Genomic DNA, 14,084 nt, shown 5'->3' with positions numbered 1-14,084 from the left:
CAATTAAATTAACTCTTTGCCCACGCACTCATATGTTGCATAAATCTAATGCGGATAATAATCTACAGCTTACGTAGCAGATAAAAGCACAATTTTAGCTTGTGGATGTAAGACTTGTTTAGTGTGTTCAATCAATTGCAAGATGATACCTTGTTTCAGATATTCTATAGAAAAACTTCTTTTAAATTTCTTTAATTAAAGAGCTGCCTTGCTCTAACGTGTCTAGCCACTGCCATTTTTCATGACCGATGAGTTTGCTTTCTTCTAAAGAAAATGTTGTACAGCAACGCCCCAAACGATTTTCTAGAGATTGATTTAAATGTTGATACGTAAATTCAATTTGAGTATCGTTAATCCACTTCCCAATTAAAAAGCCTTTTAAAATTTCACCACCACAATATTCGGCCCAAATCATTTTACCTTGTTGATGGTAATGAAATTCTGTTTGGCTACTCACCTCACCATTTTCGGTGTTTTCAACAGCAATAAATTTTTTATTATCTAAATTCAACATTAAAGTCACTCTGCATCTGATGTATCTATATCTTATTTTTGCATAATGTAATGCATTTCTACATTTTTCGCTTTTGCGGCTTTTTCTAGATCTGTTTTATCACTTTGACTATCTCCAACAAGGTATAAAGATACATCCTTGCCGACCTTTTCTGCATTATTTAGTCCATACATAGCAACTGCTTTATTCACAGATTGACTGTTTCCTGCAATTCCAATGTGTAAATTATCTGTAGCTAAAAGAGATACGAGTCGTTTTCCTGAAGTACCACCTGCGGTTCTAATCGTTGCTACTAGCATTCCATTTGAAACTGGGTTTCCTGCTTCCGGAACTTGAAGCATTACTGAGCGATTATCTTTTGGCATTTGTGCCGCTAACTGATCTAAAGATGGACCAGATGAACAAGCAAATAACAAAGTTGAAGTAAGTAGTACAAACAGTTTTTTCATTTTTGTCACCATATCATTCTAATAAATTAACTCTTCGTCCATGCACTCATATGTTGAGTAAATCCAATATGCGGATAATAATCCACTGCTTGTGGAGCGGATAAAAGCACAATTTTGGCTTGTGGATGTAAGGCTTGTTTAGTGTGTTCAATTAACTGCAAGCCGATACCTTGTTTTTGATATTGTTCATCAACCGCTAAATCAGATAAATAACAGCAGTAGGCAAAATCTGTCACGGAACGTGCCACACCCACTAATCGTTCACCATCCCAAGCGGTCACTAATAAATCTGCATGGTGTAACATTGCCGCGACACGCTTTTCATCCTCTAATGGACGGCGCGCCCCAAGCGTTGTCTTATTTAGCAATTCAATAAATTGTTTAACTGAAATTGGTTCATTCACTTTGTAGTCTATCATTTTGCAAACCTATGATATTTGATACTCAACTTGTTATAGCAATTTAGCCGCCGCTTTATCCAAATACCATTCCGTCACGCCGTTTTTCGCCTGAATTTTGGCAGCAGGGTAAGGCAGATTTTCTGCAGGAGTCGTTTGGATTTCTTTTAAAATATCCGCTTTGCTTTCGCCAGTGACCAAATAGGTAATGCGTTTGGCTTGTTCAATCAGTTTGGCTGTTTTAGAAATGCGGATTTGACCGCTTTCAGGGTGTTTTGCAATAACAGCAAGGTTTTCATCATCAAAATTGGTTTGATGTGGGAAAAGAGAAGCGGTATGACCGTCAGTTCCCATACCTAGAATGATCCAATCAAAAATACCGTTTGGAATGACCGCACTTAATTCTTCTTCGAAGCGTTTTAGTTCAAAGTGCGGTTCATTTTCTCCACGAATTCTGTGGATGTTTTCCGTTGGAATTTGAATATGATCGAATAAGCGTTTTTGCACTTCACCGTAGTTGCTTTCTGAATCGGTTGGTGGAACCATGCGATCATCACCCCACCAAAAATGCAGATTTTTCCAGTTAATTTGTTCCGCATAAGGCGTTTGGGCTAAGGTTTTGAATAACAGCTTAGGCGTTGAACCGCCAGAAAGAGAAATATGCACAGGGTGATTTAATTGGCTATAAATCACAAATTCTTCGGCAATCTTTTCAACAGCATGCTGAGCTGTTGGGAAAGTAATGGTGTTCATGTTCGCTTCTCTCTATTCGGTGATAAGCCTTCTCCTATTGAAGAAGGCGAGATATTAATAATTAAACCTTTTTCTTCATTTTGCCGCTTGGTTTACGCCATACACGACCACTTTTTGCGATAAGTTTTTCCGCCGCAACAGGTCCCCAAGTTCCCGCTTCATATTCATGAACTCGGCCGCCCGCTTCTTTGTAGTCTAAAATTGGTTGAACGAATTTCCATGCAGCATGAACGGCATCAGTACGAGCGAAGAGTGTTGCATCACCTTTCATCGCATCGAGCAATAAGCGCTCATAAGCCGTCAGGACTTGGTCATCGGCTAAATCAGCATAACGGAAATCCATTGAGACTTCTTTGGCTTCAAAGCCTGCCCCTGGTTTTTTCAAACCGAAGCGCATTGAAATGGCTTCATCAGGTTGAATACGGATGATCAATTTATTCTCAGGCGCATTTTGACTGAATACTGGATGTGGTGTGGTTTTAAAGTGAATCACAATTTCCGTCACACGTGCTGGTAAGCGTTTACCTGTACGTACATAGAAAGGTACGCCCGCCCAACGCCAGTTTTCGATTTCGCAACGTAAAGCCATAAAGGTTTCAGTGCGAGAGTTAGACGGCACGCCTTTTTCTTGTAAATAACCTTTGACTTCTTTGCCATCAATTTCTGCTGCGATGTATTGACCTAGCACTAAATTATGCTCAACGTCATCTTGCGTTAATGGACGTAAAGAGTGCATGACTTTGGCCACTTCATCACGCATTGAGTTCGCATTAATGATAGCAGGTGGTTCCATGGCAACCATGGCTAAAACTTGTAATAAGTGGTTTTGGAACATGTCACGCATTGCACCGGAACCATCATAATAGCCACCACGTTCTTCTACACCAATGGCTTCGGCTCCCGTAATTTCGACATAATCAATGTAATTACGGTTCCAAAGCGGTTCGAATAAACCATTTGAGAAGCGTAAAACAAGTAAGTTTTGTACGGTTTCTTTACCAAGATAATGGTCGATACGATAGATTTGATGTTCTTCAAAGAAACGATGAATTTTGACGTCGAGTTCTTGTGCGGTTTTTTCATCATAACCAAAAGGTTTTTCGACAATAATCCGTTTCCAACCGTCTTCTTCTGTGTTTAAACCATGAGCTGCAAGGCATTCTGGAATCACACCATATAAGCTTGGTGGCGTAGACATATAGTAAAGGGTGTTGCCATTCGTTTGATATTTAGTATGTAATTCTTTTAAACGTGGGACTAATTTTCCGTAATCGGCCGCATCAGATGTGTTTACCGCTTGGTAATAGAGATGACTACAAAAAGCGTCTAGCGTTTCAGGTGTGGTTTCTTCTGTTTCAAGTAACGCTTCACGCATTTTTTCACGGAAAGTCTCATCGTTTAATTCTGAACGCGCGACACCTAATACAGAAAATTTGTTTAAACGACCAAATTTAAAGAGATTATAAAGTGCTGGAATGAGTTTACGGTGAGTCAAATCACCGGAAGCACCAAAAATCACGATACAGTTATTATTAGTTTGCATATTATTCCTTATTGTTCCGAGTAGTATTTTTAAATAATGCAATATATTACTGCACTTTACCAATCGAACCAATCAATTAAATTGAAAGACAGATGCCCAATTTTGTGTATTATCTGCCACCATCACAAAGGGTGGATTAATTAAACTTTCACGCTGATTATAGGTGAGCGGCTGATACTGCGGATCGAAAATCATTCCATTGATTTCAGCTAATAAAATTTCAGCGCCAGCCGTGTCCCATTCACCGGTTTTACCGAGGCGAACATAGCAATCAACAATTCCTTCTGCAACCAAACCACTTTTCAAACTACTCGAACCCACCACAGTAAATTCACATGACAAATTCTTCGCTAAAATTGACCGCACTTTTTCTTGTGAGGTGGTGGCGCCTACGGCGATTTTTAACGGTTTGGTGAGATCTATGTTTCTTGGCTGTAAGCGTGTTATCTCTTTGTTACTTTGTTTGAATGCCCCAAAACCTTTCATGGCGTAATAGGTGATATTCAAAATAGGGAAGTGAATCACGCCTAGCACAGGTTGGTGGTCTTGCACGAGTGTAATCAATACGGAGAATTGATCGGTGCGATCAATAAATTGCTGCGTGCCATCAAGGGGATCGATTAGCCAATAAGTGTGCCAAGTTTGGCGTTGTTCAAAGGGGATATTGCAGTTTTCCTCTGAAATAACAGGAATGTCAGGGAAAAGTGCGGTCAGTTTTTCGATTAGAAATTGGCTGACAAATAAATCGGCTTCCGTGACAGGGGTGTTATCCGATTTAGTTTGTATTGTCACGTCCTGTTGGTAAAAACGAGCTAAATGTTTTCCCGCTTCATTAGCGAGCGTGAGGACTTGATCGAGAAGAGATTGAGATAATTGCATGTTTATTTCCTACTTTGATTTCGGTAATAACAAGGAGAGGAAGACTGTCGTATAGATTGCCAGGATAACAGAACCCTCTAAGACGAATAATACACGGTCAGTCAGATATTGGGTATTTTGTGCGATGAGAAGATTGCCGATACTCCAATAACAAAAAAGAATGATGAATGAAAAAATGAGAATTTTATTCCACTGATGACGTAGATAGCCGCGGTATTTAGCAAAGTAAGCGTTGATTATTGCTGGCACGGTGAGTGGCCAGAATGTTAGAAAGAAACCAAATAATGCGGCATCGAAGTTACCTTCTTTGCAGTAGTCCATTCCGAAAGCGACATAAGCAATAATGCTACCTATTATCTGTGTAACCAATGGGAAGATGATAATTGCTTTTAGATAAGGGGATTGCGTTGACACCTTAAGCTCCTAGAAAAATAGGCTATCCGAGGACAGCCTATTTTAATCCATTATTTCGATTTCTTCGCACGTAATACACGAGAAACGAAAATAAAGATACCAAAGATAAATACGACAAGACCAAGTAATTCGCCAATATTATCCCAATTTTCTAATCCTAAGGCTAATGGATCTTCAGAACCACCTGATGTAACAGACGCCGCAATAATGAAGGCTAAGATTACGCCCATCAAGCTTTCACCCACAATTAAACCCGCAGCGAAAAGTGTGCCGAAACGTTCTGCTTTTTTCTCCACTTCGGTATCGTTAGTGCGTTTTGCATAGTTTTTAATGTGACGGGTGATAAACCATGCCATTACTGCACCGACTACAACCGGCATATTGATTGATGGTGGAAGGTAGATACCAATCCCCACCGCTAATACCGGCAAGGCAAAGCGGCTGTCACTGGTTTTACGCATGAATGCATCCACAATAATCAACACAATACCTAAACCTACACCAGTTAAAATGTAAGTCCATTCTAAATGGTTGGTGAAAATACCTTGTGAAATGGTAGTCATAAGGGTTGCTTGTGGTGCTGAAAGCGCTTGTGCAGGATCCATGTCATTACGTGGTAATGCGCCAGTGAAACCATAAGCGTGGTATAGAATTTCTAATACCGGTGCAATGACTAATGCACCAACGAAACAACCGATAATCAATGCAACCTGTTGTCTCCAAGGAGTTGCTTCCACTAAAAGACCGGTTTTTAAGTCTTGTAAGTTATCGTTTGAAATGGTTGCAGTGGTTAAAACGATAGATGCCGTGAATAAGGTCAATGCGGTTAAGAATTTTTGACCGTCCGTTGTTTCAAATAAACCACTGCTTTTACCGATAGTCACCAAAACAAGTGAAATCACGATAACAGAAATGATACCGATACCAGAAATAGGGCTAGAAGATGAGCCCACAAGTCCAGCCATATAACCCGATGCGGCAGCAACAAAGAAACCAATTAACACCGCAAGCAGCGTACAAACCACCACTAATAATACGGCAAGTTCAGCAGAAATAGGCGCTGCTGCCACAAAGTGATATAAGGAAATCACGATTAACACGACAGTCGCCAATAAAATGTAAATGATGGTTTTTGGTGATAAGTCGATATCAATACGATGTTCTGATTCCTCTTGGGAACCTTTTAACATACGGAAAGAATGAATCATCCCCTCAATCATTGGTTTGAGAAGGATTAATAATGTCCAAATTGCTGCAATACCGATAGTACCCACACCAATAAAGCGAACTTTGGTTTTCCATTCAGCCATGGCATAACTAACAATAGAGGCATCAGTTGGCATATCACCTGTTGCGGTGAAATAAGGTACCGCTACACCCCAAGCAAGGAATGTACCGAATAACATGGCAAGACCGCCCACGATACCAATTAAATAACCGGCACCCACTAAGGCAAGAGAGAAGCCCATTGGTAATTGGAAAATCGCTTTGCCGTTAGAGAACCATGCGCTCGCGCTATCAGACATGACACGTAATGCGTTGGTTAAGAATGCAACGGTTCCTGCAAAAATACCGCCGTAAGCAATATCTTTTACACCACTGTCGCTTTCGTCATTATTACCCGCTTTTAAGATTTCAGCCGCTGCCACACCTTCAGGGTAAGGTAAGTCACTATTCACCACCATTGCACGACGTAATGGAATAGTAAATAGTACGCCTAGGGTACCACCAGCGGCACAAATAAGCACTGTTTGCCAGAATGGGAATTCTTGCCAGTAACCCATCATTAATAGACCAGGAAGCACGAAAATAACAGAAGATAACGTCCCTGCTGATGAAGCTTGGGTTTGTACCATATTATTTTCTAAAATACTGGAATCCTTGAAGAATTTTAAAACAGCCATAGAGATAACGGCAGCAGGAATGGAGGACGCAAACGTCATCCCCACTTTAAGACCCAAATAAACGTTAGATGCAGTGAAGATCACTGTAATTAACGCCCCAAGGAACATCCCTCGGAAGGTCAATTCTTTTAAATTATTATGAGACATAGATTTTCCTATATATATTTTTCGAAAAATGGCGATACATTCTCAAAAAAAGAATATTTATGCAAGTTTTCTTTAAAGTTAATCGCTTGCTATTAGAAATTATTTAAATTTATTCGATTAATTTTGGCGTTTTTTTAAATGATCGCGCAAAGAATAAAGTGCAGCAAGATTTCTGGCCTCATTAAATTCATCACTGACTAAAAGTGCATCAAGTTGCGATAAAGGATAACGCACGATTTCTAATGGTTCAGGCTCATCGCCTTCTAGTTGATTTGGATACAGATCTTCGCCTAATAAAACGTGCATTTTATGCCCCATAATTTGTGGATTGATTTTCATGGTACGTAAAAATGTCCATTTTTTTGCGCCAAAGCCAATTTCTTCCTGTAATTCTCGATTTGCACTTTGTTCTGGAGTTTCTCCCATATCCATTCCACCTTTTACAAAGCCTAACTCATATTGTTCTGTTCCTACCGCGTATTCACGAACAAGAAGTAAATCTTCACCATCAATCGCAATCACCATCACGGAATCTCGATTGAAAGGGCGAAAACGTTCATAAGTGCGGTCAATTCCATTGGAGAATTTGAGTTCGACAGCTTGAATTTCAAATAAACGGGATTTTGCCACGGTGGAAAGGGAGAGAATGTGTGGAAGTTGTTTTTTCATGATATTAGCCCTATTATCTTGTCATTGGCTCATCATACGCAAAGTGAGAGAAATAGGAAGAGTTATGGCTGAAAATAACGAAGTACGATTAGATAAATGGCTCTGGGCGGCACGTTTTTATAAAACTCGTAGCATTGCGAAAGCGATGATTGAAGGGGGCAAAGTCCATTATAACGGTCAACGTGCTAAAGTGAGTAAAACCGTGGAAGTTGGTGCAATGATTAAACTCCGCCAAGGCAATGATGAGAAAGAAATTGAAGTGATTGCGTTGAGCGATCAACGTCGTGGTGCACCTGAGGCTCAACTGCTTTACCAAGAAACAGCACAGAGTGTGAAAAAACGGGAAGAAATGGCGTGGGCAAGAAAAAATAATGCCCTTTCGATGCCACACCCGGATCGTCGTCCAAATAAAAAAGAACGTCGAGATTTATTGAAATTTAAACATCAAGATGAGTTCTAAAAAACAAAAGTGCGATCAATTTTGACCGTACTTTTTGTATTAATGGTTTTTGTGGCTTGTACTGTAGAGAATTTTGTCGGTATAAGCCATGGCAATTGCAGAAATCAAGAAAGAAAAATGAATAATCACTTCCCACATAATCGTTTTTTCAGAAATTTTTGAGGCATTCACAAAGGTTTGCAATAAGTGAATAGACGAAATGCTGATAATTGACATAGAAAGTTTCACTTTCAGTACGGTTGCATTCACATGATTCATCCATTCAGGTTGATCAGGATGGTTTTTTGTACGAAGTTTTGAAACAAAAATCTCGTATCCGCCTAATGTTACCATCACCAATAAGTTTGCAATCATCACCACATCAATGAGATTGAGGACGGCGAGCATAATGGTGTCCGCATCCATTTCATTAACATTGGTGATGAGATACCACAAGTTTTTCATAAACTTGTAGGCATAGATGCCTTGTACAACAATTAAACCTAAATAAATAGGCACTTGTAACCAACGACTTGCAAAAATCGTTTTGCTTAGAAAGCTAGTTTGTTCATTATATTTTGCACATGGATCCGAGATTTCTTTTTGTTCCGTTGCCATAAAATTCCTCATAAATAAAAATTCAAATAAAAAAGCGGCAAGAAAATAGCCGCTTTTAAAGAAAAATTCAACCGATGTTTTTTATTTTACCTCATTCTCGGTAGTGATAAGGGATAGGCGCGTTAAATCCACGTCATTATTGAGCAATTCAACGTTTGGCATGCTCTTGTTAGCTTTCGCTGACAAGTCTTTAAAGCGTTCCACTTTCCCCACTAAACCTTGTTGCCCCACTAGGGCAGTAACGGTGCTGTTGTATTGATTGCTCACTGTGGAAAGGGTGTTGCCTAGTTTGTTCAAGCGTTCGGCCACCAAGCAAATCTGGTTGTAAATTTCACCTGCTTTTTCTGCGATTTCTTTGGCTTCGGCATTGCCTCGTTCGATACGCCATAAATTTGCCACTGTGCGTAAAATTGGCATGAGAGTCGTGTGTGAAACCATAATGACATTTTTCTCGTAGCCATAATTAAATAGACTTGGGTCTAATTTTAAGGCTTCAATATAAGCGGGTTCCACTGCAATGAACATCAAGACAAAATTAGGACTGCGCATGCCAATCAAATTGCTGTAATCCTTGCGGTGCAAGTCATCAATGTGATTTTTCAGGGCTTTAATATGCTCCCTTAGTAAACGCTCACGTTCAAATTCATCCTCAGAATTGACCGCACTTTCGTAAGCATTCAATGACATTTTGCTATCGATGATAATATTTTTCTCATCAGGTAAATTGAGCACAAAATCAGGATAGTTTCGACCGCCTTGTTCATCTTTAAAATGAGCCTGTGCACTGTAATGCACGTTTTCAATCAAGCCTGCCAACTGAAGTGCGCGCTCAAGTTGTACTTCTCCCCAGTTGCCTAGGGTTTTCTTTTCACCTTTTAAAGCAGAAGTTAAATTATTGGCTTCTTGCGACATATTTAAGCCAATTTCCAACACCTTTTTGATTTCCGCTTCTAAACCCGCATTGCCTTTCACCGATTCCGAATGGATTTCATTGACTCGTTTTTGAAAGCCCTCGATTTGTTCACGGAAAGGCTTCAACAAGGTTTCCAATGCGGTTTGATTGGTTTGATTAAAGGATTGGCTTTTTTCTTCCAAAATGCGGTTGGCCAGATTTTGGAATTCCACACCTAGCTGTTGTTTGGATTGCTCAATATGCTGTTGCTGTTCAGCAAAATGTTTTTCTTTTTCGGAAAGGGTGGTTTTGAGCTCCGTTAATTCTTGTGAAAGTGCGGTCAATTTTTCCTGCGTTTTTTGCTGCTCTTGTTCTTTTCTAAGTACATTTTCTTGTGCTTGTTGTAATTGACCTTGCAAGCTTTCTGCTTGTGCAGATGCTATCCCAAAGCGTTCTTTTAATGCGGTGATTTGCCCGCCAATTTGATCGTGGCGGAGCTGTTCTTCATCTAATTCTTTTTCTAAATATTGGATTTTTTCATCACGTTCATTAAGACGAGTTTGCAAACCTTCCGCATGAGTTTGTACTTTAACGGCTTGTTGTTCTAATTGATTTTTGACCGCACTTAAGGAGTCAAAACGCTCAGCCAATTGATTGTAATCGCCGATAGTTTTATTGAGATCTTGTTGTAATTCTTGTGTATCTTGTTTGCTACGGCTTAATAGAAAAAGCATCACAATACTGATAAAAACCAGCACGGCAATGATAATTAAGTATTGATTAGACGTGAGTTCTGACATAAATAGGCTCCTGAAAACAGAAAAATTTTAGCATATTCCCAGAAACTTTTTAAAAATTAAGATGGTTAATTAGATAAGAAAAGTGCGGTCAAAATAACCGCACTTTTTAGGAAGATTAGTAATTTGAGTTAATCAATACTTCTTCACCGTAGCCACCAAGGGTTGGCATTGGTTGGTAAGTAGAGTTTGCTGCACGCATTAAACGAATACCACGAACACCTGCTTCTTTTGCTGCGAGTATATCGTCATCGCTGTCTCCATAGTGAATACTCACTTTGTGGTCAATAATACCCGGTGTTTTGTTATATTTAGTTGGAAGTTTGCGACCGCCCATGAATTCTACAGGGTGCATATCTTTAATATTAAAGGCTTTTTGTAGCACAGGTGTCACACCATCTTTATCGCCCGCTGTACGACCTGTGATGAAATAAATTTGGTCACCACGTGCTTGGTGCATATTAATTAAATCCACCGCAATTTGTTTTGGAATGGAATATTGGTCACAACCCGCATTCACTTCATTCCAGAAATCTTGATTTTTTAAGTAATCATTTTTACCTGGTGAGTATTTTTCTTGGCCGTGGTAGAAACAAGGGCTACTGAAAAGTACAGTATCATCAATGTCGAAGCTCACATTAATTGGTGCTTTGCCTTCTAATTCTTTTTTCAACTGCTCAACAGAGATCCAGTGAATCGGTTTTTGCTCTGTCATTTCACGAGCATTCGTACCTTGTTCAGTGTAAGGTTCTTTGTTTGATGCAAAAGTAGAGGCTGCGCTTGCCGCTAAAATTGCAATGGCAGAAAGTTTAAGTAAATTTTTCATGTTTTCCTCATTAAGTAGTTTGTTTTATTTGTAACAAATCATATTCCTTTAAAATAAAGGTGTGAAATAATAGCAATCGTTTGCTATTTAAAAAAGTGATCTTTGTCACATTTTTTAAAACTGATTGTCTAATAAAGCATCAAAGAAAAATTTTCCCTTGAATTTGGTGGAATCGATCGCCATATAACGAGTAACTTTTCTTAAAAGAAGGATTAAAAGAATGACAACAATTGTAAGCGTACGTCGTAATGGCCAAGTGGTTGTTGGGGGCGATGGACAGGTTTCATTAGGCAACACAGTGATGAAAGGGAATGCCCGTAAAGTGCGCCGTTTATATAATGGCAAAGTTTTAGCCGGTTTCGCAGGTGGTACAGCCGATGCGTTCACCTTATTTGAATTATTTGAGCGTAAATTAGAAATGCATCAAGGACATTTGTTAAAAGCTGCGGTGGAATTAGCCAAAGATTGGCGAACCGATCGTGCGTTACGCAAGTTAGAAGCGATGCTGATTGTGGCGGATGAAAAAGAAAGTTTAATCATTACCGGTATTGGTGATGTGGTGCAACCAGAAGCTGATCAGATTTTAGCCATTGGTTCAGGCGGTAATTATGCATTATCAGCAGCCCGTGCGTTGGTAGAAAATACCGATTTATCAGCTCGTGAAATTGTAGAAAAATCTTTAAAAATTGCGGGTGATATTTGCGTGTTCACCAATACGAATTTCACTATCGAAGAATTACCGAATAAATAAGGAAAAATTATGTCTGAAATGACCCCTCGTGAAATTGTTTCCGAATTAGATCAACATATTATCGGCCAAAAAGAGGCGAAAAGAGCGGTTGCGATCGCGTTGCGTAACCGTTGGAGAAGAATGCAGTTGCAAGAGCCACTTCGCCATGAAGTTACCCCTAAAAATATTTTAATGATTGGACCAACGGGCGTGGGTAAAACCGAGATTGCGCGTCGTCTTGCAAAATTAGCTAATGCACCATTCATTAAAGTGGAAGCAACCAAGTTCACCGAAGTGGGCTATGTGGGGAAAGAAGTGGATTCCATTATCCGTGATTTAACGGACAGTGCGATGAAATTGGTTCGCCAACAAGAAATTGCGAAAAATCGTGCGAAAGCAGAAGATGCGGCGGAAGATCGTATTTTAGATGCATTATTGCCCCCACCGAAAAATCAATGGGGTGAAGTCGAAAACCACGACACCAACAGCAGCACTCGCCAAGCGTTCCGTAAAAAATTACGTGAAGGACAATTAGACGATAAAGAAATCGAAATTGATGTGTCTGCGGGCGTGTCAATGGGCGTAGAAATCATGGCGCCTCCAGGCATGGAAGAAATGACTAATCAGTTGCAATCCATGTTCCAAAGCCTGGGATCGGATAAAACTAAAAAACGCAAAATGAAAATTAAGGATGCGTTAAAAACCTTAATTGATGATGAAGCAGCCAAATTGATCAATCCAGAGGAATTGAAACAAAAAGCTATCGATGCAGTTGAGCAAAACGGTATCGTGTTTATTGATGAGATCGATAAGATCTGTAAAAAAGGCGAATACAGTGGTGCCGATGTCTCTCGTGAAGGCGTGCAACGAGACTTATTGCCATTAGTGGAAGGTTCAACGGTTAATACCAAACACGGGATGGTGAAAACTGATCATATTCTCTTTATTGCATCGGGTGCATTCCAAGTGGCGCGTCCATCGGATTTAATCCCAGAGTTGCAAGGTCGTTTGCCGATTCGTGTTGAATTATCAGCATTAACGGCAGAAGATTTTGAGCGTATTCTAACTGAACCAAATGCATCTTTAACGGAGCAATATAAAGCGCTCATGGCAACAGAAGGCGTGAGCATTGAGTTTACACAAGATGCGATTAAGAAAATTGCTGAAGCCGCCTTCCGTGTGAATGAGAAAACGGAGAATATCGGCGCAAGACGTTTACATACCGTTATGGAACGTTTAATGGATAAAATTTCATTCGATGCGAGCGATATGAACGGACAAACCGTAAATATTGATGCGGCCTATGTGATTGAGGCATTAGGCGAAGTGATCGAGAATGAAGATTTAAGTCGATTTATTCTGTAATGAAAGTTTAGATAAAGAAAAAGTGCGGTTATTTTTAACCGCACTTTTTTTGTCTCTAGATTAAGATTAGTGACCGCCGCAACCACAGCCGCCATGACCGTGTCCGTGATCATGATCGTGTTTATGATCACCGCCACAGCAACCGCCGTGTCCATGATCGTGATCATGGTGATGATGACCGTGACCGCCACAACCGCAGCCGTGACCACCTTCATCATCGTGATGATGGTGATGATCGTGTTCACCATGCACGTGACCGTGAGCAATTTCTTCTAATGTTGCTTCACGAGTGCCAACAACTTCCACAGTGAAGTGTAATTCTTGACCCGCTAACATGTGGTTACCATCAACCACTACTTCATCGCCATCCACTTCAGTGATCACAACAGGAACAGGGCCGATATCCGTGTCAGCTAAGAAACGCATGCCAACAACGACTTCATCAACGCCTTGGAATACCTCTTTTGGTACACGTTGAACCATGTTTTCATTGTATTCGCCGTAGCCTTCTTCAGGTTGAACACGCACTTCAAATTTGTCGCCAACTTCTTTACCTTCTAAGGCATTTTCAAGACCAATGATTAAGTTATTGTGGCCTTGTAAATATTCTAATGGTTGATTTGCTGGTGCTTCATCAACTAATACACCGTCTTGAGTACGTACTTGGTAAGCGATACTCACAACCGTATTTTTTGCTACTTTCATATTGTTTTCCTTATTAAAAAAATCGTCATTCATTGTATAGAA

General features: G+C 40.0%; 16 protein-coding genes and 1 pseudogene. 3 read left to right on the top strand and 14 right to left on the bottom strand.

The features are described 5' to 3' along the window. Positions 1-8 precede the first annotated feature (8 nt). The 10 genes and pseudogenes from INP95_RS09825 to nudE form a co-directional block, all read right to left on the bottom strand. Positions 9-165: pseudogene (locus INP95_RS09825) on the bottom strand (GNAT family N-acetyltransferase); the annotation flags it as partial. Between the two features lie 16 nt (positions 166-181). Next, positions 182-514 (bottom strand): avidin-fold protein, encoded by a 333-nt coding sequence (locus tag INP95_RS01755; protein WP_197544995.1) that lies wholly within the window; start codon positions 512-514, stop codon positions 182-184. Positions 515-546: 32 nt separating this feature from the next. Next, positions 547-963, bottom strand: coding sequence for a hypothetical protein (locus INP95_RS01750; RefSeq protein WP_232086146.1), 417 nt, complete (start codon positions 961-963; stop codon positions 547-549). A 26-nt stretch (positions 964-989) separates the two neighbouring features. Beyond that, complete coding sequence (locus INP95_RS01745; RefSeq protein WP_049373071.1) at positions 990-1,382, bottom strand: GNAT family N-acetyltransferase; 393 nt, start codon at positions 1,380-1,382, stop codon at positions 990-992. A gap of 33 nt (positions 1,383-1,415) precedes the next feature. Beyond that, positions 1,416-2,114: a 6-phosphogluconolactonase gene (gene pgl / locus INP95_RS01740; protein ID WP_197560785.1), complete on the bottom strand. Its 699-nt coding sequence runs from the start codon at positions 2,112-2,114 to the stop codon at positions 1,416-1,418. A 61-nt stretch (positions 2,115-2,175) separates the two neighbouring features. Further along, complete coding sequence (zwf, locus tag INP95_RS01735; RefSeq protein WP_111327782.1) at positions 2,176-3,657, bottom strand: glucose-6-phosphate dehydrogenase; 1,482 nt, start codon at positions 3,655-3,657, stop codon at positions 2,176-2,178. A 72-nt stretch (positions 3,658-3,729) separates the two neighbouring features. After that, on the bottom strand, positions 3,730-4,536 hold the full coding sequence (cysQ, locus tag INP95_RS01730; RefSeq protein WP_197560784.1) for a 3'(2'),5'-bisphosphate nucleotidase CysQ: 807 nt from the start codon (positions 4,534-4,536) through the stop codon (positions 3,730-3,732). Positions 4,537-4,545: 9 nt separating this feature from the next. After that, on the bottom strand, positions 4,546-4,950 hold the full coding sequence (locus INP95_RS01725) for an HI_0559 family membrane protein (RefSeq protein WP_049376015.1): 405 nt from the start codon (positions 4,948-4,950) through the stop codon (positions 4,546-4,548). A 50-nt stretch (positions 4,951-5,000) separates the two neighbouring features. Beyond that, positions 5,001-7,001 (bottom strand): OPT family oligopeptide transporter, encoded by a 2,001-nt coding sequence (locus tag INP95_RS01720; RefSeq protein ID WP_197560783.1) that lies wholly within the window; start codon positions 6,999-7,001, stop codon positions 5,001-5,003. 117 nt (positions 7,002-7,118) lie between these two features. Further along, positions 7,119-7,670, bottom strand: a complete 552-nt coding sequence (gene nudE / locus INP95_RS01715) for an ADP compounds hydrolase NudE (protein WP_049384635.1) — start codon at positions 7,668-7,670, stop codon at positions 7,119-7,121. A 64-nt stretch (positions 7,671-7,734) separates the two neighbouring features. Here nudE and hslR point away from each other — a divergent pair, with 64 nt between their 5' ends. Then, positions 7,735-8,130, top strand: coding sequence for a ribosome-associated heat shock protein Hsp15 (gene hslR / locus INP95_RS01710; protein WP_049376016.1), 396 nt, complete (start codon positions 7,735-7,737; stop codon positions 8,128-8,130). A gap of 39 nt (positions 8,131-8,169) precedes the next feature. On the opposite strand, the gene INP95_RS01705 is transcribed toward hslR, so the two are convergent. From INP95_RS01705 to aphA, 3 genes are all read right to left on the bottom strand, one after another. Then, entirely contained in the window at positions 8,170-8,727 is a 558-nt protein-coding gene (locus INP95_RS01705) for a TIGR00645 family protein (RefSeq protein ID WP_178161728.1), read from the bottom strand. Between the two features lie 81 nt (positions 8,728-8,808). Further along, positions 8,809-10,419: a DNA recombination protein RmuC gene (locus INP95_RS01700; RefSeq protein WP_178161726.1), complete on the bottom strand. Its 1,611-nt coding sequence runs from the start codon at positions 10,417-10,419 to the stop codon at positions 8,809-8,811. A 115-nt stretch (positions 10,420-10,534) separates the two neighbouring features. Next, positions 10,535-11,242, bottom strand: a complete 708-nt coding sequence (gene aphA, locus INP95_RS01695) for an acid phosphatase AphA (protein WP_111327791.1) — start codon at positions 11,240-11,242, stop codon at positions 10,535-10,537. A gap of 220 nt (positions 11,243-11,462) precedes the next feature. Between aphA and hslV the strand changes: the two genes are divergently transcribed. Together hslV and hslU are read left to right on the top strand one after the other, a co-directional pair. Continuing rightward, positions 11,463-11,993 carry an ATP-dependent protease subunit HslV gene (gene hslV, locus INP95_RS01690; RefSeq protein ID WP_005695137.1) on the top strand — a complete coding sequence of 177 codons (531 nt, stop codon included), beginning with the start codon at positions 11,463-11,465 and terminating at the stop codon, positions 11,991-11,993. A gap of 9 nt (positions 11,994-12,002) precedes the next feature. Next, positions 12,003-13,337, top strand: coding sequence for an ATP-dependent protease ATPase subunit HslU (gene hslU, locus INP95_RS01685; RefSeq protein WP_049369891.1), 1,335 nt, complete (start codon positions 12,003-12,005; stop codon positions 13,335-13,337). 66 nt (positions 13,338-13,403) lie between these two features. On the opposite strand, the gene slyD is transcribed toward hslU, so the two are convergent. Beyond that, positions 13,404-14,042, bottom strand: a complete 639-nt coding sequence (gene slyD / locus INP95_RS01680; RefSeq protein WP_178161724.1) for a peptidylprolyl isomerase — start codon at positions 14,040-14,042, stop codon at positions 13,404-13,406. Positions 14,043-14,084: the final 42 nt, after the last annotated feature.

It is taken from the genome of Haemophilus parainfluenzae (assembly GCF_014931375.1).
Taxonomy (GTDB): domain Bacteria; phylum Pseudomonadota; class Gammaproteobacteria; order Enterobacterales; family Pasteurellaceae; genus Haemophilus_D.
The sequence above is the reverse complement of the archived record's forward strand: the minus strand, read 5'-3'. Positions and strand labels throughout refer to the sequence as shown.

Excerpts from the sequence above, each read along its gene's own strand:
- INP95_RS01700 (WP_178161726.1), bottom strand. The coding sequence starts at position 10,419 with ATGTCAGAACTCACGTCTAATCAATACTTAATTATCATTGCCGTGCTG.
- INP95_RS01750 (WP_232086146.1), bottom strand. The coding sequence starts at position 963 with ATGAAAAAACTGTTTGTACTACTTACTTCAACTTTGTTATTTGCTTGT.
- aphA (WP_111327791.1), bottom strand. The coding sequence starts at position 11,242 with ATGAAAAATTTACTTAAACTTTCTGCCATTGCAATTTTAGCGGCAAGC.
- hslU (WP_049369891.1), top strand. The coding sequence starts at position 12,003 with ATGTCTGAAATGACCCCTCGTGAAATTGTTTCCGAATTAGATCAACAT.
- hslV (WP_005695137.1), top strand. The coding sequence starts at position 11,463 with ATGACAACAATTGTAAGCGTACGTCGTAATGGCCAAGTGGTTGTTGGG.
- INP95_RS01745 (WP_049373071.1), bottom strand. The coding sequence starts at position 1,382 with ATGATAGACTACAAAGTGAATGAACCAATTTCAGTTAAACAATTTATT.
- INP95_RS01720 (WP_197560783.1), bottom strand. The coding sequence starts at position 7,001 with ATGTCTCATAATAATTTAAAAGAATTGACCTTCCGAGGGATGTTCCTT.
- INP95_RS01705 (WP_178161728.1), bottom strand. The coding sequence starts at position 8,727 with ATGGCAACGGAACAAAAAGAAATCTCGGATCCATGTGCAAAATATAAT.
- zwf (WP_111327782.1), bottom strand. The coding sequence starts at position 3,657 with ATGCAAACTAATAATAACTGTATCGTGATTTTTGGTGCTTCCGGTGAT.
- nudE (WP_049384635.1), bottom strand. The coding sequence starts at position 7,670 with ATGAAAAAACAACTTCCACACATTCTCTCCCTTTCCACCGTGGCAAAA.
- cysQ (WP_197560784.1), bottom strand. The coding sequence starts at position 4,536 with ATGCAATTATCTCAATCTCTTCTCGATCAAGTCCTCACGCTCGCTAAT.
- INP95_RS01755 (WP_197544995.1), bottom strand. The coding sequence starts at position 514 with ATGTTGAATTTAGATAATAAAAAATTTATTGCTGTTGAAAACACCGAA.
- slyD (WP_178161724.1), bottom strand. The coding sequence starts at position 14,042 with ATGAAAGTAGCAAAAAATACGGTTGTGAGTATCGCTTACCAAGTACGT.
- hslR (WP_049376016.1), top strand. The coding sequence starts at position 7,735 with ATGGCTGAAAATAACGAAGTACGATTAGATAAATGGCTCTGGGCGGCA.
- pgl (WP_197560785.1), bottom strand. The coding sequence starts at position 2,114 with ATGAACACCATTACTTTCCCAACAGCTCAGCATGCTGTTGAAAAGATT.